Consider the following 25,104-nt stretch of genomic DNA (forward strand, 5'->3'; position numbering starts at 1 on the left):
CCATAGTATATAGCAATAGTACCAATTATTCAAGTTAAAAATCCAATATAATGAGAAAACAGACACATGTGTCCGTTGACAGTCGATTATTCTTGGGGTTATACTATGCCCTGTAAGGAACATTACTCATATACTTGGACTAAAGGTTATGGTAGTGATAGATTAAATGCAGGAGGTTATGCAGATGGGAGACAGGGTAATACTTCATTCAGATATCAACTGTTGTTATGCTTCGATTGAGCATCTGCATCATCCGGAGCTTGCAGGAAAGCCACTGGCAGTAGGCGGTGACCCGGAGGCAAGACATGGGATTGTCTTAACTGCTGACTATATTGCCAAGAAGTACGGTGTGAAAACAGGAATGGCGCTCTGGCAGGCAAAGCAGGTCTGTCCGGACATAACATTTGTTTCACCAAGAATGGACTTATATCTTCGGTTCTCAAGGATGGCGCATGAGATATATGCAGAATATACGGACAAGCAGGAGCCATATGGAATTGATGAGTGCTGGCTTGATGTGACAGGGAGCAGCTCCCTTAAAGGGGATGGATTGCTCATTGCACAGGAAATCAGCAAGAGAATGAAGTCAGAGCTTGGCATCACAGTGAGTGTTGGTGTTTCTTTCAATAAGATATTTGCAAAGCTTGGTTCAGATTATAAGAAGCCGGATGCAATCACAACTATGTATAAGAGTGAGTTTAAGCAGAAGGCATGGGCACTTCCGGTAAGTGATCTGCTATATGTCGGAAGGAGCACGAATCAGAAGCTTGCAAAATTCGGTATCAGAACCATAGGTGATCTTGCAAGGGCAGATGAAGGGATGCTTAACAGCCACCTTGGAAAGATGGGCAGCATCTTATGGTCATTTGCTAATGGCTATGATGAATCACCTGTCAAACTGGAGAATACCCACGCTCCAATCAAATCGGTGGGAAACAGCACAACGACACCAAAGGATTTAGTATGCGATGAGGATGTAAAGATTGTTCTTTATATTCTGGCTGAGAGTGTTGCAGCAAGACTTCGTGAGAATGGATTCCGGTGCAGAGTGGTTGAGATAAGTGTCAGGGATAATGAGCTATTCTCTTTTACCCGTCAGAAAAAGATTGACCACGCAACGAATATCACCGGAGAGATAGCTGCATACGCTTATCAGATATTTAAGGAAAACTATAACTGGAGCAAACCAATACGCAGTATTGGTGTCCGAGGTGCAGACTTAGTAACAGATAATTATTGGGAACAGATTGATTTGTTCTCAAGTGTGGAGAAGCGTGAAAAGCAGATGAAGATGGATTCAGCGGTTGATGAGATACGCAGAAGATTTGGATTTTACAGTATCCAGAGGGGACTCATGTACCGGGACAGGATTCTGTCGGCAGTCAATGCAAAAGAAGAACACACAGTACATCCACATGGGTACTTCTCAGGTTAGCAACGAGAAGTGCCAGATAATCAAGGCGCAGATGTGTTGTGCTTGTACATAAACATATGGGACTTGGTTATCTGATACGGCGACTGCCGTGAGCGAAATGAAGCGAAGCGGAATTGAGCTGCACTACGAGTAGCGATAGAGTTAAAGAAGAGGGAGGCGGAACATGAGCGAAGCAGAAAGAATTGATCTGGTAGACAGAGCACCATTGACGGAGAAGCAGCAGAATGTGTATGAAAGCATTATGCAATATCAGAGAGTTAATGGTTATGCTCCTACTATCAGGGAGATATGCAAGATGGTAGGGGTGGCATCGACTTCAAGTGTTTATGCACATCTGAAAATATTAGAAGAAAAAGGCTATATAGCAAGGAAGATGGATGCTTCCAGAGCAATAGCAATCTTGTAAGGAAGGTGATTACATTGAGCAATAAGGTATATGTTGATGTACTTGCAGAATTTTCAAAGGACGGACTGCTCATTCCCAAAGAGATAACGTGGGAAGATGGCAGAAAGTATGAGATTACACGAGTAAAAGACAAGCGCAGAGCAGCCAGTACAAGGGCTGGCGGCGTTGGAGAGCGTTATACCTGTGTGGTAGATGGAAAGGAAATATTCCTTTTCTATGAAGATAACAATATGTGGTTTATGGAAAGAGCCGGAGCCTGATGTGATTGTGTGCTGACAGCACAATTCATATCAGTTGGCTTTAGATCAGCAAAGCCGGGGAATGTGCAGACATTCATCGGAACTCCCGGCAAAAGGCTTGCAAAGGTGATTTCCCTTTCCTTTACGAGTACAGAATTGTAGATTGATGATTTTGTATGAATAAGGAGCGAACTGAATTGAACAAAGGAAATGTTATAGAAATTAGATGTAAAAAATGCAACAAGTTAATGATGGAATACTTTGTATGCGGTGATGATTTCGCTGTGGCACTTCAGAATATTGGAATTAAGTGTGACAGATGCAAGCGAGTGATGATACTTAAGAAGTATTCCGAGGGAATGATGAAGGAACATTCTGAGAATGGGACTTTCAGAATATAATGATTGAAAATTAAATTACAGCCCACCTGATAAGGGCACATCGAAAGATGGAAGCACCAGAGACGCAGGGGAAACGAACAGTATTTATGATACTGGTTTCCTCGTGCGTCTTTTTTGTGATGTAAAGGGTAATCCGACTTGTTCGTTTCCAAGGGCGGCAAGGAGGATTTATGAGCAGTAAAGCACAGACAAGAGAAAAGGATTATGAGAGAGGAATACGAATTGCTGACAGGAGAAAGGCGATAGGATTATCACAGGATGAGTTAGCTCATAGAGTAGGTATAGGCAGACAAGCATTATCTGCGATTGAAAATGGTGGAGATTTTAAGACACAGACATTAGATAATCTGGCAATCGTACTTGGTGTATCTGTTGATTTCATAATGTATGGAAAGAATGAAGAAAATTCAGAACTATTATCTGAGGCAATGGATGTTCTTTCAGATATGGATGAATTGCAGATAAGACAGTGTCTTGCAATGATGAAAGCAATGAAAAGCGTGTCAGTTGAAAAGTGATTGTCGTGTTTACACGACATAATTGTCGCCTGTACACGGTCGGCAATTAAGGTGTGGCAGATTACAATATACTTGTGCTTGAGATACAGCACAGAGTTTGAAAGCGGCGTGCACAATGCTTTCTTTAATATTTCAATTAAGGAAGGTAATAGCCATGAAAAAGTATAACGGAAAAGAACTTTACAAAGGACTTTTGTTTATAAAGTCAATGATGAGTATGAATAATGTGAACCGACAGAAAGAACTTGATCAGACATATGCTTTAAGTGTGGGAATTGAGTGTGATCAGACTGTTGTAGATGATGGAGCATCTACATCGGTTGACAGACCTCAGATGCGTCAGCTGATGGAAATTCTTGAGATTTCAGATTACAAGGTACTTGTCGTAGAAGATATTTATGAGATTACAAGAAATCCGGAAGATTTAAAGTCAATGATGGATCGCATAAATGATTTGGGTGTGACAATATTTGACCTTGGTACTATGAGTGCGAGGTACAACAATTATGCGATTGAGTGTTAGGAATTCAGGCAGGTATTCCTACATTGTATTTGCTTCTGAAACAGTGGTATTTGATGACTATGGGAAGCCAGTCATCAAATGCCCAACAGAGGCTGAGGCAGTGGAATACATCATGAATCGGTTAGAGAGTGAGGTTATTCAGGATGATATATGATATTTATGCAGTTGGTAATACTTTGAGAAGTATTAGAAATAAATATGGATATACACAGAATGATATGGCGGAGAGCCTTGATGTAAGTTATATTCATTATTCGCAAATTGAGCAGGGAAGACATCGGATGAGTCTGGAACTTATGCTGAAGATTGTAACAAAGTATGGAGTAGATCCTAATACATTGTTTGGAATTGAAAGCAGGGAAAAACATGAGAATAAAGATTTGTCTGTATTGGAAGATAAATTGCAGATGCTTAAACCAAATGATAGAGAATATGCAATGTCTACATGTTTGATTTTTATTGAAGGCTTAGAGGCAAGAAAGGAAGTGGTTTGAAATGAGAAGAGCAGGAAGAAAGAAAAAGCCACTGACCATACAGCCGATAAAGTGTGTTGTGATGTTGTCTTCTGATGAGGAGAATGACTGTATTGCAGCAGAGAAAAAGGAAAATAAGCAGTTGAAACGAATCATGGAATTTGCTGACAATAACAATCTTATTCCTATGAAAGTATTCCGAAGAGGAATTTTTGGACGACGATTAAGGGATGAAGTGTTTTATAAGGCAATAAGATATATGAGAGCAGGAAAGGCAGATGCGCTTATCGTAACAAATCTCGATGCTATTTCAGACGGAATAGCAGATTCTTATTTAAAAATAGGAGCAGTAAGGGAAGCTGGGTATAGATTATTCAGTGTAGATGAGAAGGAACCCAAGGTTGACTTGTATATTCCACCAAAGAGAGGTGATCTGCAGTGAAGATAAAGAGAAATATGATTGTGTGGGCTGAATTAAAAAGTGGACTCAGGCATATACAAGCTGGAAGGAGACCATGTATTGTAATAAGCTGCGACAAAGCAAACGGAAAATCACCTGTATACACAGTTGTTCCGGGGACAACTAAGTTGAAAAAGGATTATATTCCAGTACATTTCAATATTGAGCCTTCAGAAATTAGAGGATTTTTAAGACATACAACAATGTTTTTACCGGAGCAGCTTGTCACAATAAATGAGGAACAGATAATACAGACTGCCGGGATGATTGTCAGCACAGATGCAATAAAAAAGGTTGATGCGATGTTAGTCAGACAGCTGCAGATTGGAGAATATGATGGATGATGAAAATGAATTAGAGAATCAGAGTATAGATATTCCTATATGGAAGCGATATTTGCTTTCTGTAACTGAAGCGGCACAGTTTTATCACATTGGTGAAAAGAGACTTAGACAAATTGTAGATATCCATCCAAATGGGGAGTTTTATCTGTTAGTAGGAAACAAAGTTTTGTTTAAGAAAGAGAAATTTGAGCAATTTCTGGCAGAGTCAACTGCAATTTAATATGTAAAGTAGTAGAAAAGGGGGCACAAATGTGGTACAATAACCATGCTAGGGCTCTCTTTTTTGAAAGGAGACAAAGCTATGAGTGAGAAAAGACGAGATAATCGCAATAGAATTCTTCACGAAGGAGAGTACCAGAGAGCAGATGGACGTTATCGTTTTAGATATGTAGATATTCATGGAAATGAAGGGAATTTATATAGTTGGCGTTTGGACCATAATGATCCTATACCTAAAGGAAAGAAAATGGAGCTTTCTTTAAGAGAAAAGGAAAAACAGCTGGAACAGGATATGTTTAACGGACTTGTTCCAGGAGGTGGAGGACTTACAGTTCTTGAATTAGTGGAGAAATATGTAAGTCTTAAAATAGGGGTCAGACAGAGTACTTATGCTGGTTATAAGACGGTAATTAATCTGCTGAAAAAAGATGATTTTGGCAAAAAAAGAATCGACAAAGTGAAATTATCGGATGCGAAAGCCTGGTTGATCAAGCTTCAGAGGGTAGATGGAAAAGGTTATAGTTCAATTCATACTATCCGGGGAGTATTAAGACCGGCATTTCAGATGGCGGAAGAAGATGACTTGATTCGCAAAAATCCATTTGGCTTTGAACTGGTCAATGTTATTGTGAATGATAGTGTGAGAAGAGAAGCTGTCACAAGAAAGCAGGAGCGGGAATTTCTAAGATTCATAAAAGAAGATGCGCATTTTTGCAAGTACTATGATGCAATATTTATTCTCTTTAACACAGGACTTCGTATATCAGAGTTCTGTGGGCTTACAAAATCAGATTTGGATTTTAAAAACAAAAGAATACGGGTAAATCATCAATTACAGAGAACAAGTCAGATGCAGTATATCATTGAAAAGCCTAAGACAGAAAGTGGCGAGAGATATGTTCCAATGTCTGATGAGGTGGTGGCTTGTTTCAAGAGAATACTTAAGGACAGGGTCAATCCCAAAGTTGAACCGATGGTTGATGGAATGACAGGATTTTTATTCCTTGATAAGAATGATATGCCTATGGTGGCATTACATTGGGAAAAGTATTTCCAACATATTCGGGAAAAGTACAATAGCATATATAAGGTTCAGATGCCGCCGATTACACCACATGTGTGTCGCCATACATTTTGTTCTAATATGGCTAAGTCGGGAATGAATCCGAAGATGCTTCAGTATATTATGGGACACTCGGATATCAGTGTTACGATGAATACCTATACTCATGTTAAATTTCAGGATGCACAGGATGTGAGTTTCCGTATAAATCAAGGGTAATACCAACCTGAGAACCCTTAAAAACCCTTAAAGTCCCTTACATGGCGAGAAATCCCATGAAATGGGGCTTTTTTAGGCTTAAAAGGTAGGAAATGCCTTTAAAAAATACGGAATTTGTAAATGCCAACTTGAAAAGAGAAAGAGGAGTTTAAAAGGCGTAAATGTCAGAGATGATATTGGTAAAAAGTATGGGTTTTAAATCGTTCAAAAACCGTTTAAAAGTAGTTTGAGAAAGTGCTTGAAAGTATTGATTTTGTTGGATTTTTAGCCTTTCAAAAAGGTTTTAAAAGGTACGTTCAAAGAGCCATATTGAATAAGATTTTAAAAGGAGATTGAATACCAACCATAATACCAACCCAAAAAGAGCAGAATCGGGAGCGTGGCAGAACGTCCGAAACTGCTCTTTTTATTATGCCTTAAAGCACAGTGGTAAATGCAATTAAAATATATCACGCAAAAGAGGAAGGGTCAATATATAATACATTTCCATTTCTTTTTATGTGACGCTTCTGGAAGCAGACGCTTCCGGTGTACCATTCATCCGATCTATTTCTTCATAGATGATAGTGTGGACACGATGCTGCCCTCGGCGATCTAACTTGTCATAAGTGTCAATAAGTTCTTGATGATCCGGTGATAAAATGTTAGCGACTCCGAATAGTAGGTAGTCAGAAGAGATTGCGAAAATTTCGCACATTTTAGCAAGCTGCTCCAACGTAGGATTAGACTTGTGATTTTTCCAGTCTGTTAAAGGGCTTTTTTTCAAGCCAAGTAATTCTCCTAATTCTTTACCAGTAATACCTAAACGCTCTGTTTGCTCCAATATTCTCCCATACAAATCAGGCATAATAACCTCCTTGAAAATAATGCGTATATTTCGCAATATTATATTGACAATGCGAAAATATCGCACTATAATCAAAATGTACCAATAATACAAAAGCCATTATATCACGAAAAACGATAACTGAATAGGTTATTTTGTAACACTGGTACAGAAGAATATAACGGATAACGCTAAAGGAGGGCGAGTGGAAGTTGAAAAATAACAGAATAAGTAATCTCGCTGAATTCAGACGGTGGGTAAAAATACGGTTGGTGGAGAAAGAGATCTCCCAGAACGAGCTGGCAAGGCAGATGGGCATCCCACACGCAAGAATTAGCGAAGCAACACACGGAAAGCAGTCCGGAAACAAATACATCATTCCTATTATTGAGGAACTGGATGGAGATGTGGATGATTTTAAAGAGTTTTTAAAAGCCATTTAAGGAGGAGCGTATGAAAATGAATAAAGAGCAGTTTTTAAAAACGGAGTTCGGAGGGGAACTGGAAAGCACAATTACCGCATGGGATGATGCACTGAGCAGAAATAGAGAGGATAAGGAAGTACTGAGAACACTGGCATGGTGTCAGGCACAGTGGGAAGTTTACCGGATGGCGATCAAACACTTTTACGGAGTGGAATATCACTTTACCAGAACGGATGAGTATTACGGATTATGCACCGAGGATGAGAGCGATTGGCTGATGAGAGTGAAGCGTGTGAAGCTCTTTCAAATGGAAACAGCGTTTTCAAGGCAGCGAGTAACTCGCAGAGGAATCAGAATTGATGGAGTGGAGTACTGGGATGCAGATTTTGTACATCTCAATCTTGGAAAAACAGTAATTGCGGAGTGTACACCTTGGTTCATTAGGGTGTACACGGAAGCAGGAACTCCACTCCATATATTCCGAAAATAAATCACTTCCTGCATTTTTCAGTATTTGCTTCGTTTTCGAGGGCTTCTTGAATGAGGCAATCAATACGTGCAGATACGATTTCATCAAAGCGATTTAGTATTGCTTGATGGGCAGCAGGGTCTGAATTGTTCAGATATGACAATATAGCCTGAGCAAGGGGTTCTTGGGCATAGAGTTTTTCTGAAACGGATTCCTTCAATGCTTCAATATCAGTCATGGTAAACACCTCCTTCCTACGGAGATTATACCAGAGAAATTGAAAAGCGAACAGTCGAAACCGGCGGAAGCCGGTCATGCAGGGATAGCCTCCTGCATCTGATGATGACAGGCTGTAAGGTGGTGATGTGATGGGACAGATGCTTACCGCAAAGCAGGTGGCAGAGGTCAAAGGATGCAGTTATCAGTATGTTCAAAGGATAATTAAAGAAGGTAAACTTCAGGCGCAGGAAATCCTGAATGATAAAAACAGAAAGACCTATCTGGTACCGCTGGAGGCTCTGGATGAGGAACTACAGCAGAAATGGTATCAGATGAATCTGGAGAACCCACCGGAGGAGATAAGCACTCCGGAGCCGGTAACGGATAAAAAGGCGGTAGACCATTTCTCAGAAAGCGAAAGGCAGGAGATTGATTTTTGGATCAGCCTTGTGGAGCAGTGGCAGCAGTACCGGATGAAGCCGGGAGTTACCTGCAAAGCAGATGTTGATAAGAAATTTGTTACTTTATGTGGACTGGAATATCCGGACAAAGAGATTTCTGTTGATATCCTGTACCGGAAGTGGAAAGCGGTTAAAGAAAATGATTTAGACGGTCTCATTGACAAGAGGGGCAAATGGAAAAAGGGAACCAGCAGCATTGATGATACGATATGGCAAGCGTTTCTGTATTTCTACCTTGATGAGAGCCAGCATCCGATCCAGAAGTGCCTGGACTACACCAAGATGTGGGCTCAGGAAAAAAGACCGGATTTATACACCGACATTCCAAGCTATTCCGCTTTTTACCGCAGACTCAACAACGAGGTGCCGGAAGGTGTCAAGGTGCTGGGACGTGAGGGACATAAAGCCTACAATGACCGCTGCGCTCCGTTTATCCGCAGAATTTATGAGGATATCGAAAGCAATGAGTGGTGGATTGCTGATAACCATACCTTTGATGTCATGGTAAAGGACAAGAATGGAAACATCCACAGACCTTATTTGACAGCATTTCTGGATGCACGAAGCGGTATTTTTACCGGATTCCATATTACATACAATCCCTGCTCCGAGGCTACACTGATAGCACTGCGGAAGGGAATCCTCAAATATGGCATACCGGATAACATCTACGTGGATAATGGTCGAGAGTTCCTGACCTTCGATATCGGAGGCTTGGGACACCGTAAGAAGAAACCAAAGGATGGCGAGGAGAAATTTGAGCCACCGGGAGTATTCAAGAGACTTGGCATTAACATGACAAATGCGATTGTCCGGAATGCGAAGGCAAAAATCATCGAGAGACGGTTTGAGGATGTTAAAAATGACCTTTCAAGGCTTTTTAATACCTACACCGGAGGAAGTGTGGTGGAGAAGCCGGAGCGATTGAAATTCGTACTGAAGAAAGAGCAGATTTATACGGATGAGGAATTTGAGGAGTATGTGACAGCGGTTCTGGAGTGGTATTTCAACATGGAAGCCTACAACGGAGCTGTGGAAGCCGACAAGGGAAAATGCAAGATGGATGTTTTCAACGAGCATCTGAAACGGAAACGTGTGGCATCGGCTGAGGAGCTTAACCTCATGCTGATGAGAAGCACTAGACCGCAGCAGGTTACAAGGCGAGGAGTTCACTTGGATATTGGAGGTGGACGCATCGACTTTTGGAATGATGATTTTGTACATCTGATGCTCGGAAAGAAAGTTTACTTCCGTTATGATCCGGAGAATTTAAGCGAGGTCAGAATTTACGATCTGGAAGACCGTTACATTATGTCAGTACCTGCAGACAATACCGCAGTTCTTTCCTACAATGCCAGCAAGGATGATGTCAAGGCAGCGATGGCGAAGACCAGAAGGCTGGAGCGTATCGCAAGGGAATACAAGGAAAATGCTATTCTGGCAGATGTGGACAAGATTACTGCAATGGAGCTTGTGCTTAAGCAAGCCGAGCGAAACAAAGCGAACTATCAGGGCAAACCGAATCCATCCCTGCTTGAGGTTCAGAGGGCAGACGAAGAACCAGTATTCAAGAAAGTGGTTGGCGGTGCAGACCTTGATGTAATGAATAGAAATGCAGCCATAAGGCGAGGAGGTAAATGATGAGTAAACAGTACAACACAAAGCTTCAGGAGAGATTAGAGAAGTTCCTGAAGGACGAAAATTTGAGTCAGGCAAAGGCAGCCCCGATTCTTGGAATCAGTCAGGCTGCACTCAGCCAGTACCGCAGAAGTATGTACGATAAGGGCGATATTGAAGCGGTGGAAAATAAGCTGAAGGAGTTCTTTCAGATTCAGGAAGAGAAAACACAGAATGCGCAGAAAGCGGAACCTTTCAGAACCAAGACTTCAGCCGGGTACATACCGACAACCATTTCCGAGGAAGCGTACAAGTTGATCCGGTACTGCCAGCTGGAGAAGGGAATTGTAGTTATTGATGGGGATGCCGGGATCGGAAAGACGAAAGCAGCAGCCAAGTTCCTGCAGGACAATCCTTCAACAACAGTTTATGTGAAAGCAACACCGAGTACCGGCTCAACAAGAAGCCTTTTAAAGATGATTGCAAAGACATTAAAACTCCCTGAAAACCAGCGCACCGAGGATTTATCGGTATCCATTCAGGAGAAGCTCAGAGAGACTGATAAGGTTATCATTATCGATGAAGCACAGAATCTTAAATTCCTCACTCTGGAAGAAATCAGAGGGTGGGTAGATGAAGATATATTTACCGGAAAGCCGGGTATTGGAATCGTGCTCATCGGAAATGTGGAAGTCTACAATAAGATGCTCGGAAAGCAGGAAGCAATTTTCGCCCAGCAGTTCAACCGCACGAAGCTCCATGGAAGGTACCGCACATCGGATATCCAGAGAGAAGACGTTGTCAAATTCTTCCCGGTGTTGGAAGAGAAGGGAATGCAGAAAGAGATTGACTACCTTCTGAGCATCAGCCACAGCAAATGGGGAATTCGTGGAATGGTGAGTGTGTTCAATAACGCAGTCAACAACGAGGATATTTCCTTTGAGGGGCTGGAAAAAATGGCAAATACAATGGGAATCCGCTTCATATAGGAGGGCAGGACATGGAAAAGTGTTATATCGTGACTGTGATATGCCTGACGCTGATTGTACTGGCATATATCGGGAATAAAAAGGACAAGAAGTAAGAGAAAACGGAGGTAAATGCAAAATGAAGAACCCTAAAGAAAGAAGTACCGCAATTTTGGTCGGTGTAGCTGCTGGTGCAATCTTGATGGCTCTTATGTTTATGATTGTATTCGGCTTTCATACTGGAATAGCCGGTGTGGTACTGGTACTGCTGATTGTTGCAGTATCTGCAATATCAGGATGGTTAATAGGATGGAATCAGCGTATCCAGAGGAGTAACTATTACTCATACATGAAAGGGTACCGTGAGGGATTGAAAAAGAAAACGCTGATCATTAGGCATCCGGTATGCGAATGCAAATTCACGTTTCCGGATAGATAACAATGTGCCGGGGCTTATGCCCCAGCCTTAATGCAGCCACTGAATGGTGATGGTCACAAGCCCATGAAATGCAGAGTGAGGCAAAACTGAATAAAAGGAGGATTCAGGCATGGTGGTATGTCCTAAGTGCCGGAAACCATACACTGGACGTCCGGCATTGTCGAGGGTGGATAATAAAACGGATATCTGCCCGGATTGCGGTATGAGAGAAGCTATTGAGAGTATACCGGGGATGAATGACAGAAAGAGAATTGATCCGGCAGAACGCACAAGAAGGTTGGTACAATCCACCGGAAACCGATGGGCGATGGAAAATTTCAATGCAACACACAGTTGAGGTCGGGAGGTGATGAGGTGCCGGGAAAGATTACGGTGAGGAATTACACCACACTGACAGATTATGCAGCATTGCTACGAGCTGGAATGTACCTTGCTGGAAAGAAGGAAGAGGCAGAAGATAATGGATTCCGGTTTAAGGTTACAGAGAGTGAAAGGCATGGTGTAGTGGTAAAGATTGCGGAGGTGGATAAGTGAAGAATGGAAAGAAGCCGACACTGGCACAAAAGAAGTTTCTGCAGGATACCGGGCTGGATTCTGAAAAGTGGCTGATTGTTAAGGACACTCCAGAGGAGATGGTCATTGTCAGCAGAATTGCCCTGCAGAGGAGGAGTGGAAAAACAAAGACTATCAGAAAGGCGAAGAAATGAGCGAGAAATCAGATGTTAAGGTTCCGGAGGAAATTCGGAAAGGATGGGAAGAGACAAGGTTGTGTGCCAACCTGATCCGGGAAGGTAAAGCCAAGATTATGATTGCAACCAGAAAAGACGGTACCACGTACCGATACACGAAGCCAAAGTAAGGAGGTGCAGGATGGTATTAAGAGAAGAAATGTACTTTGAGCCGAGAACGATCAGTCCGGGGGGAAGCATCCGCTGGTTCGGAGCGACCTATTCGGCAGATCCGATGCTCTGTCATACGGAGCAGACGGTTTATATCAGGGATAACGGAAAGATGCTGTTCATCTATGAGTTAAATAGTGACAAATTATCCGAAGAGGAAAAAATCGAAGCAGTGTTCACACTGATCTGTAAGATTGAAAAGCCGGAAAAGGGACGCCGGTATGGCAGAAAAATTACATAAGGGGCATTTGCCCCTCTTAATGCAGCCACCGCAAGGTGATGGTCACAAGCCCATAAAATGCAGAGTGGGAGAGGAGAATGGCATGATAGCAAGGATTATACGGACAATCCTGCAGTATCCGGTTGGAGCTGAGGTCGGCTTTACGGATGAATTTACAACAGAATACCGGACTGTGACGGGATATCAGTACAGTCATGGAGCCTTCTATGTGATCTTCTCTGAAAGAAGCATGGTACACATGAACCGGCTGGATGAGCTGGTTGTGTCAGTAAAAATCAAAAGGAGGGCACGAGATGCAAGCAAGCAAAAAAGTGACTAAGGGTGGTGGAGTGACCATCCCAAGAGGTATCCGTCAGGAGACCGGCATTCTTCCGGGAGTTCCGGTTGACATTACAACGAATGAAGACGGCATCCACATTCAGAAGCATGTTCCGGCTTGTTTCCATTGCGGAACGGTGGATGATGTGAAAATGGTCTGTGGTATTGAGATCTGCAGGAAATGTGCAGCCAAGATTGCGGAGGTATTCAGATGATGTCAGATGTAATGGAAATCAAAGCAAAGGCTGACCGGTTAGTGGAGCTGACCAGCCAGCAGAGTGTAATCAAGGCAGAGATTGACGAGATCAAAGCGTGGTTCGAGAAGCTGGCAACGGATGACCTGAGGGACACCAAGAAAAAGACCATTGACTATTGGGGCAGCAACAATTCCAAGGTTGTGGTCGGAAACAGCGAGACTGTAAAACCGGTCTCCATGACAATGGTTAAGAAGTTGCTGGGTGATGTGTTCGGGGATTTTGTGAAAGAGGATACCACATACAAGATGACGGATCCATGCAAGAGACTGTTTACCATGATGTTCATGGGCAATTACACCGAGGGAAGCTTGGACGAGACAATCAAGGCAATCACAGCTGATGAGAAGATCCAACGTACCCTGAAAAAGAAGCTGAAGGGCAAGTATGAAAAGGATACGGAGACATTGATGAAGCTGGTGGGGCTGCCGGAGCAGGAAGCCAGCGACTGGGCATATCTGACTGCGGAGATCATCAACTGGGAATGGATGCTGCAGATATTAAAGTCAGCAGAGTGGAAAGGAACACCGCAGGAGGCGGTTGAAATCATCCGGGCAGCCATTATCGTGGATGAGGGCATCAAGGTAACGGTGGAGGCTGAGAAAACGGAATAACCGGAAAGGAGAGGCAGATGAGAGCGATAGAGCAGTTTCAAATCAGAAAAATATATGCCATCGGCAATGCACTTGGCATTAAGGCATCCGGCAACGAGGATGAACTCCATGTGCTGGTGGGAGGTGTGACCGGAAAAGACTCTATAAAAAGTCTTACATACCAAGAGGCTTGTACAGTGATTGCACGTCTGGAGGAGCTGCAGGGTAAAACTGCCTCTCCAAAGCCGAGAAGCAAAATGCCGAAGGAACATCAGAGCAGACCGGGCGGAGTCACATCCGGTCAGCAGAAAAAAATCTGGTTCCTCATGTATGAGCTTAAGAAATACGATGAGGTGCCAAACGATGTGCAGCTGGGGGACAGACTTTGTGCGGTCATCAAAAAGGAATTTGGTGCGGATGCCATTGCCAAGAACCCGTTTGCATGGATAACCTTTGAGCAAGGGAATAACCTGATCGAGATTTTAAAGAGATATGTGGCAAGTGCCAGAAAGAGAGGCGAGGCATAATGGACTTGCTGGAAAAGGTGCAAATGGAAAATCTGGACGAGGAGCAGAAAATGCTTGCGGAACTGATTGGGCTGGAGGCTTTCAAGAGCCTCGTGAGGGCTTTTAATGGCACTTCCATCTACATTCCGAAAATTGAAAGTCTGGAAAAAGCGGTTCGTGACGAAATGATTAAAGAGGAGTTTGACGGAGGAAATTACAGAGAACTGGCTCTGAAATTTGGATTGACAGAAACGTGGATTCGCAATATAGTTTTAGACAAAGCAAAAGAGATAAAAGCCAGACCGATAGATGGTCAGATGAATCTTACGGACTTCTTAGAATGAATATATTTTCTTAAGTGCTTTATTTTAATATTTATGATTTAGGAGATACACTTGTGTTAGACACGCAGGTGTATCTTTTTTTGTGTGAGGTGAGAGGATGAGCGAATGGATTATAACTACAGCAATCACATTGGGAATTGGAGTGATTACATATTTTCTGAAACGCACCATGAGTCAGGTTGACAAGCATGGAGAGGAGATCAGAAGGATAGACAATGAGAGGGTTACTAAGACAGATCTGAAAGAAAGCACCGAGGAATTAAAAAAAGACATCCGGCAGATTCGGGAAGACTATACACCCAAGAACGTACATGAAAAAGATTTTGACGAATGCCGGGCTGATATCAAACAGATCAAAGCAGAGTATCTGACGAAGGATGATTTTATACGGGAAATGAACAAGATGGACAGAAAGCTGGATCAGATGCTGGAACTTATGCTGAAGAAGTAGGAGGTCGAAAAGATGAGCAGAGAAACAGAAAAAAGGCAGCTTCGGGCTGGCAACTTTACAATGAACAATGGCAGGGTGCTGTCGACAATAAACCTGCTCCGGGAAAAATACAATGCACTCCGGAGTGTGGAGAAGGCGGTCAGCTACGAAGGCATTGAAAAGCAGGAATTTGTAGACAGCGTTAATTTCCTTGCAGAAGAGGGCTATATCTACCTGAGGGATATTAAAACACGTGAAGATGCATCCCTTGCGGACTGTGATTATCAGACACTGGAAGCCAAAGTCACAGGAAAAGGCATCCGGCTCCTGGGCGGTGGGATTACTGATAACATGGTTGATCTTGGCAATTAATGATGGAACAGAAGGAGAGAAGACGCAGCACCGGCAAGGTGGACAGATTACCGCCAGAACTGAAGGACACTGTGGAGCAGATGCTCCTGACCGGTTGCACATATAAAGAAATTGTTGCATTTCTGAAAGAGAATGGCGAAGAAATGTCACAGATGGCGATCTGTACTTATGCAAAGAAGTATCTTGCCACTGTGGAGATGATAACGGTGGCACAGAGCAATTTCTCCATGCTGATGGATGAAATGAGCCGGTATCCGGATCTGGACACTTCGGAGGCACTCATCCGTCTGGCGAGCCATCATGTCATGAATGCCCTTACCAACGTGGATGAGGAGCAGATGAAGGAAGTGCCGATTGAGAAGCTGATCAAGGAGACCAATGGTCTCATCCGGGCAGCTGCTTATAAGAAGCGGATTGAAGTACAGAATCGTGATAATTACGAAGCCGGACTGGAGGCAGTCAAGAGCCTTGTATTTGAGGCTATGGCGAAGGAAAATCCGGAACTCTACCGTCAGGTGAGTGCATACCTGAACAAGAAGAAAAACGAAGGACTGGAGGGATAAAAGGTGATGTGGTATGTGATTCAAGTTATGACCGGCAAGGAAGATGATATTGCCGGGAAGTTGAAAGAACAGGGCATCAGGGCTCTTGTTCCGAAAGAAAATCGTCTGATACGCTCCGGCGGTTCGTGGTCGCAGAGAGAATACATCCTGTTTACCGGATATGTATTCCTGAACATGAATTACAATGCGGATAATTATTATAAGGTCAAGGGCATTCCGGGAGTAATCCAGTTTCTTGGAGACAGCAGGAATCCGTCAAGACTTTCTTATCTGGAGGCGGAGTGGATCATGCTGCTGACCGGGGAGAACAATCAGCCGATTGAGCCTACAGTAGTCAGGGCTCTTGGCGATGGAAATTATGAGGTTGTGAAAGGTGTTCTTGAAAAATTTGAAAACCGCATCATCAAGTATGATAAGCGGAGCAGGAAAGCAACCTTTGAGATTACGATCTGTAATGAGAAAAAGGAAGTCCAGTTGAGCATCCGGCTGGAGGAAGATGAGGAACTAAGCCTTGCCGGGGCTGGCAGGGATGGGGCAGAGGGTGCAGCACAAGCGGTTTTGAAAGAAGCCACCTGATGGCATACGGTTGATTCGTCCCGATGCCGGAAGCTGGCGGACATAGAGAAAGGGAACTGAGCAGAAAAAGTACACTGGTTGGGTGGCGAAGCCTACCCATCGGGCTTGTTCTGGCAGTTCTCTTTTTTGAATGGTGTAAAAACACCGTTTAAAAACACGCTAAACCCATTTAAAATCGTTTGAATGATGAAAGTGGGGGAAATTATCGCTGAAACACAAAAATGCAAATATGGGGCAAATATGAGCCTTAAAATTTTACGGAAAGGCAGGTGGTGGGTGTGCGAGCAGGAAAAAAAGAAAGCATCGGTGTTCTGATCGGAGCGATGGCAGAGGCTGAGAGCAAGAGCTTCTATGATGATACCGAGGCTGTTACAAGCGATTTAAAAAGCCTTTTAAACATCTTTTTAAAAAAGGACAGTTCTTCGGAACGTGTGCAGATTTTGAAAGATTATGAATCCGGAGCACCGCTTACCGGAAAAGGAGGCATCCGCCAGAGGCTGGGAGCCATTGATATGGAATTTTTCGGCAGGGCATACTTTCCACATTATTTTTCCAGACCATCCCCGGAATTTCACCGGGAACTGGATAATATATGGCAACAAGGAGTTTTGAAAGGGGAATATCCGACTACACCGGCAAAGGTAAAGAAGATCAGCCGGATGAATGGAACCAAGCGAGTGGTCGCAGCTCCACGTGGACACGCAAAGTCCACGAGCCTTACTTTTAAAGGCAGCATTCATGCCATAGTTTATGAATACAAGCATTATCCGATTATCATATCCGACAGCTCAGAGCAGGCTGAGGGATTTCTCGATAACATCAGGGTAGAGTTTGAGGAGAACGAAGCTCTGAAGGAGGACTTCGGGAGCCTGGTCGGAAAAGTCTGGAGAAGCAACGTACTGATCACAAGCACCAACATCAAAGTTGAGGCAATCGGATCGGGAAAGAAGATCCGAGGCAGAAAACACAGAAACTGGAGACCAGACCTTCTGGTTCTGGATGATATTGAAAATGACGAGAATGTCCGGACACCGGAGCAGCGAAAGAAACTTGAAAGCTGGTTTTTAAAAGCTGTTTCAAAAGCCGGTGATGATTACACGGACATTATCTATATTGGAACATTATTGCATTATGACAGCCTTCTGGCGAAAACCCTGAACAATCCGGGATATAAAGCCATTAAATACAAGGCGGTCATTTCTTTTTCCAACGAAGAGGATCTATGGAAGGAATGGGAGGAGATTTACACAGACCTTTCAAACGAGAACCACGAAGCCGATGCGAGAGAGTTTTTTGAAAGGCACCGGGAGAAGATGTTGGAGGGCACGGAGGTTCTGTGGGAGGAAAAACTGTCTTATTATGATCTGATGGTTATGAGGTTGACAGAAGGCGAGGCATCCTTCAACTCCGAGGAACAGAACGAGCCTATCAATCCGGAAGACTGTATTTTCAATCCTGAATGGTTTGAATTCTATAATGAAGCAGAGATCGACTTCAAGAACCGGGACTTCCTTTTCTTTGGCTTTGTCGATCCGTCACTTGGAAAGACCAAGCACAGCGACTTTTCCGCCATCATCACGCTGGCGAAGCACAAAGTATCCGGGTATATGTATGTCATGGATGCGGATATCGAACGCAGACATCCGGATAAAATTATCGGTGACATTCTGGAGAAGGAGAAGATGCTCCGCAGGGATTATGGCAGGGGCTATAAGAAGTTCGGAGCTGAGACAGTGCAGTTCCAGTGGTTCCTGAAGGAAGAATTGGCAAAGGCATCTGCAAAAGCTGGGTTATACCTTCCAATCGAGGAGGTACCGCAGACCAGCGATAAGACAATGCGTATACAGACGATGCAGCCGGATGTAAAGAACCATTACATCAAGTTCAATAAAAGGCACAAGAGACTGCTGGAGCAGATGGAGCACTTCCCGATGGGAGCGCACGATGATGGTGTGGATGCTCTGGAAGGATGCAGAACGATTGCCAAGAAGATGAAACGGTTCCGGGTGCTGGATAAAGGGAAATTAGGATTGTAGGAGGTAACGGTCATGCCGGTTATTTATATGGATAGGGCTTCCATTGAAAGTCTGACAGAAAAAGATATCCGTGAGATCATCGATGAGAACAGCACGGATGTAAAATACGGAATGCTGCATGATTACTATGTTGGCAATCATAGAATCCTTGGAGAAAACAAGAAGGACAGCACAGCTCCGAACAACCGTCTGGTCAATAATATGGCAAAATACATCACGGATACCGCCACCGGTTACTTCGTGGGTGAGCCGATTGTCTATGACTCCCAGAATGATGAATACCTGCAGACAGTGCAGGATATTTTTGATTACAACGATGAGCAGGATCACAACATGGAGCTGGCGAAGCAGTGCAGCATTTGCGGAAGCTGCTTTGAAATGCTCTATCTGGATGAGGATGCCAAGATAAGGCTTGCGAGGGTTCCGGCTGCTAACGGAATTATGATTTGCGAGACGGACAGTGGATTTTCCACTCCGATGGCATTTATCCGAACCATTATTTCAAAGGATAAGGATGACAACGTAATCAGGAAGGTGGAGTTCTGGAATTCCAGTCTTGTGATGCGATTCCAGTCATTGAATAATGGATACCTGAACATGATAGCAGTTGAGGAACATTACTGGCAGGACGTTCCGTTTGTGGAATACATCAACAACGAGGAAAGGCTTGGAGATTTTGAGGGTGTCATTACGGAGATTGATGCCTATAACAAGGTGCAGAGTAACACTGCAAACTATTTCCAGTATAATGATGATGCCATTTTAAAGGTTTTAAAACTTGGAGATGTCAGCAGTCAGGACATTGCTGACATGAAGGAAAAAGGAGCTATCATTCTGGAGGATGGAGGAGATGTGGACTGGCTCCTGAAGACGATTGATGATACTGCACTGGAAAATTATAAGAACCGGCTCCGTGAGGATATTCACACTGGAGCCAATGTGCCACATATGTGTGATGAGTCTTTTGGAGGAAACCTATCCGGAGTGGCTATATCCTATAAATTATGGGGACTGGAGCAGATATGTTCGATTAAGGAACGGAAGTTCAAGAAAGGACTGCAGCGCAGGATTGAGCTGATCACAAATATCTTGAACATCATGGGGCACAATTATGATTACAGAGACATTGTTCCAAAATTCCGCAGAAACCGTCCTCAGAATGATATGGAAACAGCACAGATTGTCACGATGCTGGCAAATGACCTTTCAAGGGAGACCAGACTGCAGCTGATGCCAGGTGTTGAAAATGTTCAGGATGAGCTGAGAAAACTGGAGGAAGAAAAGAACAAGGAGCAGGAAGACTTCGGAGTATATAAGAATTTTACCAAGGCTTTTCAGGGTGCAGCTGACAGAACGGAGGCGGTAACGGATGAGCCAGAAGGAACGTAACGAGTGGATTGAGCGAGCCAAGCAGAGGGTTCTCAATAATGCAGAGATTACAGACCAATCCGTAAAAGAGATAATGTTTCTCTTTGATGAAGCAGCATGGACGCTTGAAACGGAAATCAATTCTATGTTTCAAAAATATGCCACGGAGAATGGTCTGACGAATGCAGAGGCTTCCAAGCTGCTGACCGGAAGTGAATATTCCCGATGGAAAAAGGGGATTGAAGAATACCTGAAGGAAGCTGAAGGGGATTCCAAGACACTTCTGGAACTGAACACGCTGGCAATGAAGTCGCGGATCAGCAGGAAGGAGCAGATGCTTGCTACCGTTTACCAGACAATGATAACACTGTCGAGGGATACGGAAACGAAGATAACAGATCTGCTGGGTGATATGTTCAAGACCAATTATTACCGGGGCTGTTATGATGTGCAGAGCATCCTTGGTGTTGGATTCAATGTTTCCAAGGTAGATGTGAAGATGCTCCAAAGGATACTGAAGCATCCGTGGTCTGGAAAGAATTACTCGCAAGCACTGTGGGAAAATACTGATAAACTTGCCACTCTCGCCAAGAGAGAGCTGACGATGGGATTTATGAATGGCTCCAGCGTACAGAAGATGGCAAAGGAAATCAATGATGTCATGGGCAAGGGACGCTATGCTGCAGAAAGGCTTGTCCGGACGGAGAGCAGCTATTTCTCTAATCAGGGAGAACTTGCTTCTTATAGGGAAATGGGAATTCAGGAGTATACTTTTCTTGGAGGTGGTTGCGAAATATGTATGGAATTAAATGGACAATCTTTTCCGCTGGATGAGGCAGAGCCGGGGCTTAATCTACCACCGATTCATCCGAATTGTAAATGCACAATCAAGGCAAAAGCAAAGATTGATTTATTTAAAGACCGGGAAGGAGTGAATCCACTGGAGAGCAATCCGAAGTTTGAGGAGTGGAAGAAGAAATATGTTGACACTCCAGCTCCGGAACCTATAATAAAACTATCAGAGAATGAACAGCACGCAATAAATAGCTATATAAGCAGCGAGGCATACACGTGGAATGACAAGCTGAGAAGGGGCGTCAAACTGACGAAGGAAGAAAAGAAACAGATTAGCAATCTGGATTCAGCTCTTCAGAAGATGCCGACCTATCAGGGAGTGTTATATCGCTCTGTTTCTGATTTTGGAATACCAGATGTGCAGGAGTTTATTGTGGGGCATAAGCCCGGTATGGAAATTAGTTTTCCTGAATTTCTTTCAAGTTCCACTGAGGTATATGATGACAGTTTCCCGATTCAGTATGTTATTACATCAAAGACCGGGCGAGATATACGGAAATTTAACTCTCAGGAAAAAGAGATTTTGTTTGAAAGAGATTCGATGTTCTACATATCCAAGGTGGTTAATAACGTGATTTACATGGAGGAAATATAATGAGCAATCCATATTCAGATAAACGGTGGAGTGATGCACCGAAACCAGTTAATAGCGAGTGTAATTCGTGTAAATATCATTACGGATTCGGAAAATGCGAAAAACATCCGGAGGGAATACCAAAGGAGAAGCTAAAACAGTCTTTTCCGGGTACCGGAAATTATAATAAAAAATATTGCGAACACAAGAGCAAATAAGCACCCAGCCGGGTGCTTATTTAATTGCAAAAAATATGGACTCAAGCATCGTTTAAAAGCATTTTAAATGGTGCTTTTGTTATACAAAATTTAGACCAGGAGGTAAAAAAAGATGGATGGAACAACCACCATGCAGGGTACTGAGCAGGAAGTTCAGAACACTGCAACAGAAACGCAGGGACAGCAGACAGCGGAAAGTACACCGGAGAAAGTAAGTACCCTCCAGAAGTTTATTGATGGACTTTTTGGCGGTGGAAAGAAAGCTGAAGGGACTGAACCTGAAAAAAAGGATGGAGATCCTGCTGCGGAAAAAGCTGAAGAGGAGAAATCCTTCACTCAGGCAGATGTAGATGCTGCCATCGAAGCTGCGAAACAGCAGTGGTTAGATGAAGCTGCGGAGGCAGAGCGTGTCAAAAAACTCACTCCGGAGGAAAAGGCAAAAGAGGAGAAGGAGAAAAAAGACTCCGAGATTGCCAGTTTGAGAAGCCAGCTCTTGCAGAAAGAGCTGAGAGAGAGTGCGACTAAATCTCTGGAAACGGATGGATTCCCGGTTGGTCTTGCAGATGTGCTTGACTATTCCAGCAAGGAGCGCATGGAAGAAACCCTGAAGAATACCACAAAGGTTTTTAAGGACAGTCTGGCAGTGGCAATCCAGTCTCGGCTGAAGGGTAAGACACCGGAAGGACTCGGCGGAGCAGCTTCTGCTGAAAATCTGTTAAGAGACCAGATCGCAAGAAATGTCAGAGGATTATAAGGAGGAGAAAGTAAATGAATACCATTGAAACCGCAACAATTATTCAGAGCGAGTTAGACAAGGCTGCAGTGGAGCAGGCTACTTCCGGTTGGATGGAAGTAAATGAGAAGTTGGTTAAGTACACCGGTGGTGCGGAGGTCAAGATTCCGAGTCTCGATATGGACGGAATGGCTGATTATGATCGCACCAATGGATTTGTGCAGGGCAGCGTGAATTTCCAGTATGAAACCAAGAAGATGACTCAGGACAGAGGACGCTCTTTCAGTTTTGATGAGAACGATGTGGATGAGACAAATTTTGTATTGACTGCATCCACTGTTATGGGCGAGTTCCAGAGAACCAAGGTTGTTCCTGAGATTGATGCATATCGTTACAGTACCATCGCTGCAGCGTGTATCAAGAAGGGCAAGGCATCCGGAGGCTATACCGCTGATGAAGCAACCATTCTCCAGAAACTTTACTATGATATTGCAGCTGTTCAGGCGATCGTTGGACAGAACACACCACTGGTTATCACCATTGATTCCATGGTAGCAGCAATCTTAAGCATGTCCGAAAAGCTCTCAAAGAAGCTGGATATAACCGATTTCAAGCAGGGAGATGTAACTCTTAAGGTTCGCAGCTTGGATGGTATCCATCCTTTAATCCCGGTAAGCTCCGACAGAATGAAGACGGAGTACCTTTTCAAGGATGGCGTGACTTCCGGTCAGGAAGCTGGTGGTTTTGCTCCTACTGAAAACAGCAAGAGCATCAACTGGATCATCACTCCGAGAAAGGCACCTATTGCAGTGTCCAAGACGGATAAAATGAGAATTTTTGATCCGGAAACCAACCAGAAAGCAAGAGCATGGGCGATGGATTATCGTAAGTTCCACGATATCTGGATTCCTGCTCGTAAGGTGGAACAGTGCTTTGTTAATGTGAAAGAAGAATTAGCCCAGGGGGGAAAGGAGTAGACCATGAGCGAGATCGAATTAAAGAGAGCGAATGTAGTGAAGCGTGTTGATTCCGAGGACAAAGCCAAGGCTCTGGAAGCCAAGGGGTTTGTCAGAACAGATGGAACAGTTGCAAATAAAACAGAAAGTAATGCCGCATCTGAAGCTGTGATCAATGAATTGAAAGAGCAGCTTTTAAAAGCAGGAAAAGTCATTGAAGCGTCGGATGCTAGAAGGGGAGAATTGGAAAAGGAGCTGACTTCAACGAAAGAAAAGCTGGAGGAGGCTTCTAAATACGCAGAAGAAGCTGATAAAAAGATCGCTACTCTGGAAGCTGAACTTTCTGGCACGAAGGAACAGCTGGAGGCTGCTTTGAAGAAAAATAAGGCTGCAGAGAAAAAATAAGGAGGAACTGCCATGACAAAGGAGCAGGAGGACTGGTTAGTAGCGGAAGTGATGGACAGCATGAAGATGTCAGAAACGGAAGAACGGTCAGCCAGAAGGTATGTCAAAAGGGCAGTGGATAAGATCCTGATTTATTGCAACCGTGATGATCTGCCGGAGCAGCTTCTCAGCACTGCAGCACAGATTGCTGAAGATATGTTGAAGGCTGATCTGGTAAAGACCGGCGAGAAGGAAGTGGCGAGTATCAATCGTGGTGATACCGCCATTTCTTATCGTGACGGAAGTGGTAATCAGAAAGCCACTGTTGATTTTATGAAGAACTATGAAAAATCCCTTAACCGTTTTAAAAAAATAAATCTGCCGAAGGATTTAGCAAAATGACAGAAGCTGATATCCTTGCAACAACATACGAAGATACCGTGACCGTTTACAGAGCTTTCAAAGATACCCTTCCGGGTGGAGAAAGCGTTTTTAAAAGCGGTCTGGATGGAAAAGTTGTGTATGAAGATGTGGAATGCGCATTGTCTACACATACAGGTGGAAAGCTGCAACAATCGAAATCTACTGCGAAGACGGAAACAACTTTTTGTCTGTTTACCCGTCCGGAAGTTGATATCCAGACCAATGATTTCCTTGTGATCACGCACTTTGGAAAGAAAATTGAAGCGGTTGCAGGTTTTCCTGAGTGCATGAAGTCTCATAATAATATCCCGGTCAAGTTGGACAAGGAAACTGTTTAATACTGAGTATAAGCTGGAGGGGCTGGAAGAATGGGAGAAACGACTCTCACAAGCCATAGAGAGCCAGTACCCGGCTGAGTTCCGGGAGATGGTTATTGATTTGGCGGTTCAGCTTCAGGGAAAGGTCAAGGATAACACTCCGGTTAAAACTGGACACTTGCGGAATGAGTGGCACGTTGGGAGTATAGAAAAGCGAGGCAATGAATATTACATCGAGGTCTATAACAACGTGGAGTATGTCGAGCCGGTGGAATATGGACACCAGACAAGAGGTGGAAAGGGCTTTGTAAAAGGAGCCCACATGATGGAGCTTTCCCTTCAGGAAGTGCAGAAACACCTTCCCGGTTATCTCCGGGAGTGGATGAATGACTTCCTGAATACTCATGAACTTTAGGAGGT

The 25,104-nt window shown here is 43.7% G+C and carries 41 protein-coding genes and 1 other RNA gene; 40 read left to right on the forward strand and 2 right to left on the reverse strand.

Annotation, left to right across the window (positions count from 1 at the left end; genetic code table 11):
- Window positions 1–184: 184 nt before the first annotated feature.
- From dinB to ACDD58_RS11295, 10 genes are all read left to right on the forward strand, one after another.
- Window positions 185–1,435, forward strand: a complete 1,251-nt coding sequence (dinB, locus tag ACDD58_RS11250) for a DNA polymerase IV (RefSeq protein WP_117918804.1) — start codon at window positions 185–187, stop codon at window positions 1,433–1,435.
- 163 nt (window positions 1,436–1,598) lie between these two features.
- Window positions 1,599–1,841 (forward strand): LexA family transcriptional regulator, encoded by a 243-nt coding sequence (locus ACDD58_RS11255; protein ID WP_117918753.1) that lies wholly within the window; start codon window positions 1,599–1,601, stop codon window positions 1,839–1,841.
- 5 nt (window positions 1,842–1,846) lie between these two features.
- The gene (locus ACDD58_RS11260; protein WP_004611568.1) at window positions 1,847–2,101 is read left to right on the forward strand and encodes a hypothetical protein; all 255 of its coding nucleotides are present in this window, start codon (window positions 1,847–1,849) and stop codon (window positions 2,099–2,101) included.
- A 550-nt stretch (window positions 2,102–2,651) separates the two neighbouring features.
- Window positions 2,652–2,999: a helix-turn-helix domain-containing protein gene (locus ACDD58_RS11265; RefSeq protein ID WP_117918749.1), complete on the forward strand. Its 348-nt coding sequence runs from the start codon at window positions 2,652–2,654 to the stop codon at window positions 2,997–2,999.
- Window positions 3,000–3,153: 154 nt separating this feature from the next.
- A complete protein-coding gene (locus ACDD58_RS11270) occupies window positions 3,154–3,522 on the forward strand; it encodes a recombinase family protein (RefSeq protein WP_117918747.1) in 369 nt (122 codons plus the stop codon).
- Between the two features lie 143 nt (window positions 3,523–3,665).
- On the forward strand, window positions 3,666–4,016 hold the full coding sequence (locus ACDD58_RS11275; protein ID WP_117918745.1) for a helix-turn-helix transcriptional regulator: 351 nt from the start codon (window positions 3,666–3,668) through the stop codon (window positions 4,014–4,016).
- 1 nt (window position 4,017) lies between these two features.
- Window positions 4,018–4,437, forward strand: coding sequence for a recombinase family protein (locus ACDD58_RS11280; protein ID WP_117918743.1), 420 nt, complete (start codon window positions 4,018–4,020; stop codon window positions 4,435–4,437).
- Window positions 4,434–4,799: a type II toxin-antitoxin system PemK/MazF family toxin gene (locus ACDD58_RS11285; protein WP_117918740.1), complete on the forward strand. Its 366-nt coding sequence runs from the start codon at window positions 4,434–4,436 to the stop codon at window positions 4,797–4,799. The genes ACDD58_RS11280 and ACDD58_RS11285 overlap by 4 nt, the downstream gene beginning before the upstream one ends.
- Window positions 4,792–5,019, forward strand: a complete 228-nt coding sequence (locus tag ACDD58_RS11290; RefSeq protein ID WP_243006712.1) for an excisionase — start codon at window positions 4,792–4,794, stop codon at window positions 5,017–5,019. The genes ACDD58_RS11285 and ACDD58_RS11290 overlap by 8 nt, the downstream gene beginning before the upstream one ends.
- Window positions 5,020–5,100: 81 nt before the next feature.
- Window positions 5,101–6,300 carry a tyrosine-type recombinase/integrase gene (locus ACDD58_RS11295; RefSeq protein ID WP_370777508.1) on the forward strand — a complete coding sequence of 400 codons (1,200 nt, stop codon included), beginning with the start codon at window positions 5,101–5,103 and terminating at the stop codon, window positions 6,298–6,300.
- A 496-nt stretch (window positions 6,301–6,796) separates the two neighbouring features.
- Here the strand turns inward: ACDD58_RS11295 and ACDD58_RS11300 are convergent, their stop codons facing one another.
- Window positions 6,797–7,147 (reverse strand): helix-turn-helix domain-containing protein, encoded by a 351-nt coding sequence (locus ACDD58_RS11300; protein WP_370777510.1) that lies wholly within the window; start codon window positions 7,145–7,147, stop codon window positions 6,797–6,799.
- Between the two features lie 191 nt (window positions 7,148–7,338).
- On the opposite strand from ACDD58_RS11300, the gene ACDD58_RS11305 reads away from it, so the two are divergent.
- Together ACDD58_RS11305 and ACDD58_RS11310 are read left to right on the forward strand one after the other, a co-directional pair.
- A complete protein-coding gene (locus ACDD58_RS11305; protein ID WP_107435378.1) occupies window positions 7,339–7,569 on the forward strand; it encodes a helix-turn-helix transcriptional regulator in 231 nt (76 codons plus the stop codon).
- 10 nt (window positions 7,570–7,579) lie between these two features.
- Complete coding sequence (locus ACDD58_RS11310; protein WP_107435379.1) at window positions 7,580–8,041, forward strand: hypothetical protein; 462 nt, start codon at window positions 7,580–7,582, stop codon at window positions 8,039–8,041.
- Window position 8,042: 1 nt separating this feature from the next.
- Here the strand turns inward: ACDD58_RS11310 and ACDD58_RS11315 are convergent, their stop codons facing one another.
- Window positions 8,043–8,258: a hypothetical protein gene (locus ACDD58_RS11315; RefSeq protein ID WP_107435380.1), complete on the reverse strand. Its 216-nt coding sequence runs from the start codon at window positions 8,256–8,258 to the stop codon at window positions 8,043–8,045.
- Window positions 8,259–8,310: 52 nt separating this feature from the next.
- Here ACDD58_RS11315 and ACDD58_RS11320 point away from each other — a divergent pair.
- The 28 genes from ACDD58_RS11320 to ACDD58_RS11455 all read left to right on the forward strand — a co-directional run bounded on the left by ACDD58_RS11320 (window position 8,311) and on the right by ACDD58_RS11455 (window position 25,099).
- Window positions 8,311–8,375, forward strand: an RNA gene (locus tag ACDD58_RS11320) — hammerhead ribozyme type II.
- Window positions 8,376–8,388: 13 nt separating this feature from the next.
- A complete protein-coding gene (locus ACDD58_RS11325; protein ID WP_370777513.1) occupies window positions 8,389–10,341 on the forward strand; it encodes a Mu transposase C-terminal domain-containing protein in 1,953 nt (650 codons plus the stop codon).
- On the forward strand, window positions 10,341–11,306 hold the full coding sequence (locus tag ACDD58_RS11330) for an AAA family ATPase (protein WP_107435382.1): 966 nt from the start codon (window positions 10,341–10,343) through the stop codon (window positions 11,304–11,306). Before ACDD58_RS11325 ends, ACDD58_RS11330 begins: the two co-directional genes overlap by 1 nt.
- A 118-nt stretch (window positions 11,307–11,424) precedes the next feature.
- On the forward strand, window positions 11,425–11,724 hold the full coding sequence (locus ACDD58_RS11335) for a hypothetical protein (RefSeq protein WP_370777515.1): 300 nt from the start codon (window positions 11,425–11,427) through the stop codon (window positions 11,722–11,724).
- A 109-nt stretch (window positions 11,725–11,833) separates the two neighbouring features.
- The gene (locus ACDD58_RS11340) at window positions 11,834–12,061 is read left to right on the forward strand and encodes a hypothetical protein (protein ID WP_107435384.1); all 228 of its coding nucleotides are present in this window, start codon (window positions 11,834–11,836) and stop codon (window positions 12,059–12,061) included.
- A gap of 17 nt (window positions 12,062–12,078) precedes the next feature.
- On the forward strand, window positions 12,079–12,258 hold the full coding sequence (locus ACDD58_RS11345) for a hypothetical protein (protein WP_107435385.1): 180 nt from the start codon (window positions 12,079–12,081) through the stop codon (window positions 12,256–12,258).
- Window positions 12,255–12,431, forward strand: a complete 177-nt coding sequence (locus ACDD58_RS11350; RefSeq protein ID WP_227064259.1) for a hypothetical protein — start codon at window positions 12,255–12,257, stop codon at window positions 12,429–12,431. Before ACDD58_RS11345 ends, ACDD58_RS11350 begins: the two co-directional genes overlap by 4 nt.
- On the forward strand, window positions 12,428–12,583 hold the full coding sequence (locus ACDD58_RS11355; protein WP_370777517.1) for a hypothetical protein: 156 nt from the start codon (window positions 12,428–12,430) through the stop codon (window positions 12,581–12,583). The genes ACDD58_RS11350 and ACDD58_RS11355 overlap by 4 nt, the downstream gene beginning before the upstream one ends.
- A gap of 11 nt (window positions 12,584–12,594) precedes the next feature.
- Entirely contained in the window at window positions 12,595–12,864 is a 270-nt protein-coding gene (locus tag ACDD58_RS11360; protein ID WP_370777519.1) for a Mu transposase C-terminal domain-containing protein, read from the forward strand.
- Window positions 12,865–12,946: 82 nt separating this feature from the next.
- Entirely contained in the window at window positions 12,947–13,183 is a 237-nt protein-coding gene (locus tag ACDD58_RS11365) for a hypothetical protein (RefSeq protein WP_107435387.1), read from the forward strand.
- Window positions 13,158–13,397: an AbrB/MazE/SpoVT family DNA-binding domain-containing protein gene (locus ACDD58_RS11370; RefSeq protein ID WP_107435388.1), complete on the forward strand. Its 240-nt coding sequence runs from the start codon at window positions 13,158–13,160 to the stop codon at window positions 13,395–13,397. Before ACDD58_RS11365 ends, ACDD58_RS11370 begins: the two co-directional genes overlap by 26 nt.
- Window positions 13,394–14,050, forward strand: coding sequence for a hypothetical protein (locus ACDD58_RS11375; RefSeq protein ID WP_370777521.1), 657 nt, complete (start codon window positions 13,394–13,396; stop codon window positions 14,048–14,050). Before ACDD58_RS11370 ends, ACDD58_RS11375 begins: the two co-directional genes overlap by 4 nt.
- Window positions 14,051–14,067: 17 nt before the next feature.
- Window positions 14,068–14,556: a regulatory protein GemA gene (locus ACDD58_RS11380; protein ID WP_370777523.1), complete on the forward strand. Its 489-nt coding sequence runs from the start codon at window positions 14,068–14,070 to the stop codon at window positions 14,554–14,556.
- 23 nt (window positions 14,557–14,579) lie between these two features.
- Window positions 14,580–14,879 carry a Mor transcription activator family protein gene (locus tag ACDD58_RS11385; protein WP_370777524.1) on the forward strand — a complete coding sequence of 100 codons (300 nt, stop codon included), beginning with the start codon at window positions 14,580–14,582 and terminating at the stop codon, window positions 14,877–14,879.
- A gap of 97 nt (window positions 14,880–14,976) precedes the next feature.
- The gene (locus tag ACDD58_RS11390; protein WP_227064256.1) at window positions 14,977–15,330 is read left to right on the forward strand and encodes a hypothetical protein; all 354 of its coding nucleotides are present in this window, start codon (window positions 14,977–14,979) and stop codon (window positions 15,328–15,330) included.
- A 12-nt stretch (window positions 15,331–15,342) separates the two neighbouring features.
- Entirely contained in the window at window positions 15,343–15,681 is a 339-nt protein-coding gene (locus ACDD58_RS11395) for a type VI secretion protein (protein ID WP_227064255.1), read from the forward strand.
- Between the two features lie 2 nt (window positions 15,682–15,683).
- Window positions 15,684–16,244, forward strand: a complete 561-nt coding sequence (locus tag ACDD58_RS11400; protein ID WP_337790792.1) for a phage protein Gp27 family protein — start codon at window positions 15,684–15,686, stop codon at window positions 16,242–16,244.
- A 6-nt stretch (window positions 16,245–16,250) separates the two neighbouring features.
- Window positions 16,251–16,820 (forward strand): transcription termination/antitermination NusG family protein, encoded by a 570-nt coding sequence (locus tag ACDD58_RS11405; RefSeq protein WP_370778736.1) that lies wholly within the window; start codon window positions 16,251–16,253, stop codon window positions 16,818–16,820.
- A gap of 278 nt (window positions 16,821–17,098) precedes the next feature.
- On the forward strand, window positions 17,099–18,856 hold the full coding sequence (terL, locus tag ACDD58_RS11410; protein WP_156834683.1) for a phage terminase large subunit: 1,758 nt from the start codon (window positions 17,099–17,101) through the stop codon (window positions 18,854–18,856).
- 12 nt (window positions 18,857–18,868) lie between these two features.
- Complete coding sequence (locus tag ACDD58_RS11415; protein WP_107435396.1) at window positions 18,869–20,245, forward strand: phage portal protein; 1,377 nt, start codon at window positions 18,869–18,871, stop codon at window positions 20,243–20,245.
- On the forward strand, window positions 20,226–21,674 hold the full coding sequence (locus tag ACDD58_RS11420; RefSeq protein WP_107435397.1) for a minor capsid protein: 1,449 nt from the start codon (window positions 20,226–20,228) through the stop codon (window positions 21,672–21,674). The genes ACDD58_RS11415 and ACDD58_RS11420 overlap by 20 nt, the downstream gene beginning before the upstream one ends.
- Window positions 21,674–21,871: a hypothetical protein gene (locus tag ACDD58_RS11425; RefSeq protein WP_370777527.1), complete on the forward strand. Its 198-nt coding sequence runs from the start codon at window positions 21,674–21,676 to the stop codon at window positions 21,869–21,871. Before ACDD58_RS11420 ends, ACDD58_RS11425 begins: the two co-directional genes overlap by 1 nt.
- A 112-nt stretch (window positions 21,872–21,983) precedes the next feature.
- Entirely contained in the window at window positions 21,984–22,625 is a 642-nt protein-coding gene (locus ACDD58_RS11430; protein WP_370777529.1) for a DUF4355 domain-containing protein, read from the forward strand.
- Between the two features lie 14 nt (window positions 22,626–22,639).
- Window positions 22,640–23,581 carry a hypothetical protein gene (locus ACDD58_RS11435; RefSeq protein WP_107435399.1) on the forward strand — a complete coding sequence of 314 codons (942 nt, stop codon included), beginning with the start codon at window positions 22,640–22,642 and terminating at the stop codon, window positions 23,579–23,581.
- Between the two features lie 3 nt (window positions 23,582–23,584).
- Complete coding sequence (locus tag ACDD58_RS11440) at window positions 23,585–23,965, forward strand: hypothetical protein (RefSeq protein ID WP_107435400.1); 381 nt, start codon at window positions 23,585–23,587, stop codon at window positions 23,963–23,965.
- A 12-nt stretch (window positions 23,966–23,977) separates the two neighbouring features.
- Entirely contained in the window at window positions 23,978–24,346 is a 369-nt protein-coding gene (locus ACDD58_RS11445; RefSeq protein ID WP_370777531.1) for a translation initiation factor 2, read from the forward strand.
- Window positions 24,343–24,705 (forward strand): hypothetical protein, encoded by a 363-nt coding sequence (locus ACDD58_RS11450; protein WP_107435402.1) that lies wholly within the window; start codon window positions 24,343–24,345, stop codon window positions 24,703–24,705. The genes ACDD58_RS11445 and ACDD58_RS11450 overlap by 4 nt, the downstream gene beginning before the upstream one ends.
- A gap of 88 nt (window positions 24,706–24,793) precedes the next feature.
- On the forward strand, window positions 24,794–25,099 hold the full coding sequence (locus tag ACDD58_RS11455; RefSeq protein WP_237963406.1) for an HK97 gp10 family phage protein: 306 nt from the start codon (window positions 24,794–24,796) through the stop codon (window positions 25,097–25,099).
- The last annotated feature ends 5 nt before the right edge of the window (window positions 25,100–25,104 follow it).

Source organism: Roseburia sp. (genome assembly GCF_041325975.1).
GTDB classification, from domain to species: Bacteria; Bacillota; Clostridia; order Lachnospirales; family Lachnospiraceae; genus Roseburia; species Roseburia rectibacter.

Excerpts from the sequence above, each read along its gene's own strand:
- ACDD58_RS11420 (WP_107435397.1), top strand. The coding sequence starts at position 20,226 with ATGAGCCAGAAGGAACGTAACGAGTGGATTGAGCGAGCCAAGCAGAGG.
- ACDD58_RS11385 (WP_370777524.1), top strand. The coding sequence starts at position 14,580 with ATGGAAAATCTGGACGAGGAGCAGAAAATGCTTGCGGAACTGATTGGG.
- ACDD58_RS11380 (WP_370777523.1), top strand. The coding sequence starts at position 14,068 with ATGAGAGCGATAGAGCAGTTTCAAATCAGAAAAATATATGCCATCGGC.
- ACDD58_RS11450 (WP_107435402.1), top strand. The coding sequence starts at position 24,343 with ATGACAGAAGCTGATATCCTTGCAACAACATACGAAGATACCGTGACC.
- ACDD58_RS11275 (WP_117918745.1), top strand. The coding sequence starts at position 3,666 with ATGATATATGATATTTATGCAGTTGGTAATACTTTGAGAAGTATTAGA.
- ACDD58_RS11290 (WP_243006712.1), top strand. The coding sequence starts at position 4,792 with ATGGATGATGAAAATGAATTAGAGAATCAGAGTATAGATATTCCTATA.
- ACDD58_RS11390 (WP_227064256.1), top strand. The coding sequence starts at position 14,977 with ATGAGCGAATGGATTATAACTACAGCAATCACATTGGGAATTGGAGTG.
- ACDD58_RS11455 (WP_237963406.1), top strand. The coding sequence starts at position 24,794 with ATGGTTATTGATTTGGCGGTTCAGCTTCAGGGAAAGGTCAAGGATAAC.
- ACDD58_RS11375 (WP_370777521.1), top strand. The coding sequence starts at position 13,394 with ATGATGTCAGATGTAATGGAAATCAAAGCAAAGGCTGACCGGTTAGTG.
- ACDD58_RS11360 (WP_370777519.1), top strand. The coding sequence starts at position 12,595 with ATGGTATTAAGAGAAGAAATGTACTTTGAGCCGAGAACGATCAGTCCG.
- ACDD58_RS11340 (WP_107435384.1), top strand. The coding sequence starts at position 11,834 with ATGGTGGTATGTCCTAAGTGCCGGAAACCATACACTGGACGTCCGGCA.
- ACDD58_RS11315 (WP_107435380.1), bottom strand. The coding sequence starts at position 8,258 with ATGACTGATATTGAAGCATTGAAGGAATCCGTTTCAGAAAAACTCTAT.
- ACDD58_RS11355 (WP_370777517.1), top strand. The coding sequence starts at position 12,428 with ATGAGCGAGAAATCAGATGTTAAGGTTCCGGAGGAAATTCGGAAAGGA.
- ACDD58_RS11265 (WP_117918749.1), top strand. The coding sequence starts at position 2,652 with ATGAGCAGTAAAGCACAGACAAGAGAAAAGGATTATGAGAGAGGAATA.
- ACDD58_RS11400 (WP_337790792.1), top strand. The coding sequence starts at position 15,684 with ATGGAACAGAAGGAGAGAAGACGCAGCACCGGCAAGGTGGACAGATTA.
- ACDD58_RS11330 (WP_107435382.1), top strand. The coding sequence starts at position 10,341 with ATGAGTAAACAGTACAACACAAAGCTTCAGGAGAGATTAGAGAAGTTC.
- ACDD58_RS11365 (WP_107435387.1), top strand. The coding sequence starts at position 12,947 with ATGATAGCAAGGATTATACGGACAATCCTGCAGTATCCGGTTGGAGCT.
- ACDD58_RS11440 (WP_107435400.1), top strand. The coding sequence starts at position 23,585 with ATGAGCGAGATCGAATTAAAGAGAGCGAATGTAGTGAAGCGTGTTGAT.
- ACDD58_RS11280 (WP_117918743.1), top strand. The coding sequence starts at position 4,018 with ATGAGAAGAGCAGGAAGAAAGAAAAAGCCACTGACCATACAGCCGATA.
- ACDD58_RS11405 (WP_370778736.1), top strand. The coding sequence starts at position 16,251 with ATGTGGTATGTGATTCAAGTTATGACCGGCAAGGAAGATGATATTGCC.
- ACDD58_RS11270 (WP_117918747.1), top strand. The coding sequence starts at position 3,154 with ATGAAAAAGTATAACGGAAAAGAACTTTACAAAGGACTTTTGTTTATA.
- ACDD58_RS11430 (WP_370777529.1), top strand. The coding sequence starts at position 21,984 with ATGGATGGAACAACCACCATGCAGGGTACTGAGCAGGAAGTTCAGAAC.
- ACDD58_RS11425 (WP_370777527.1), top strand. The coding sequence starts at position 21,674 with ATGAGCAATCCATATTCAGATAAACGGTGGAGTGATGCACCGAAACCA.
- ACDD58_RS11395 (WP_227064255.1), top strand. The coding sequence starts at position 15,343 with ATGAGCAGAGAAACAGAAAAAAGGCAGCTTCGGGCTGGCAACTTTACA.
- ACDD58_RS11310 (WP_107435379.1), top strand. The coding sequence starts at position 7,580 with ATGAAAATGAATAAAGAGCAGTTTTTAAAAACGGAGTTCGGAGGGGAA.
- ACDD58_RS11415 (WP_107435396.1), top strand. The coding sequence starts at position 18,869 with ATGCCGGTTATTTATATGGATAGGGCTTCCATTGAAAGTCTGACAGAA.
- ACDD58_RS11295 (WP_370777508.1), top strand. The coding sequence starts at position 5,101 with ATGAGTGAGAAAAGACGAGATAATCGCAATAGAATTCTTCACGAAGGA.
- ACDD58_RS11300 (WP_370777510.1), bottom strand. The coding sequence starts at position 7,147 with ATGCCTGATTTGTATGGGAGAATATTGGAGCAAACAGAGCGTTTAGGT.
- ACDD58_RS11325 (WP_370777513.1), top strand. The coding sequence starts at position 8,389 with ATGGGACAGATGCTTACCGCAAAGCAGGTGGCAGAGGTCAAAGGATGC.
- ACDD58_RS11445 (WP_370777531.1), top strand. The coding sequence starts at position 23,978 with ATGACAAAGGAGCAGGAGGACTGGTTAGTAGCGGAAGTGATGGACAGC.
- ACDD58_RS11435 (WP_107435399.1), top strand. The coding sequence starts at position 22,640 with ATGAATACCATTGAAACCGCAACAATTATTCAGAGCGAGTTAGACAAG.
- ACDD58_RS11370 (WP_107435388.1), top strand. The coding sequence starts at position 13,158 with ATGCAAGCAAGCAAAAAAGTGACTAAGGGTGGTGGAGTGACCATCCCA.
- ACDD58_RS11335 (WP_370777515.1), top strand. The coding sequence starts at position 11,425 with ATGAAGAACCCTAAAGAAAGAAGTACCGCAATTTTGGTCGGTGTAGCT.
- ACDD58_RS11255 (WP_117918753.1), top strand. The coding sequence starts at position 1,599 with ATGAGCGAAGCAGAAAGAATTGATCTGGTAGACAGAGCACCATTGACG.
- dinB (WP_117918804.1), top strand. The coding sequence starts at position 185 with ATGGGAGACAGGGTAATACTTCATTCAGATATCAACTGTTGTTATGCT.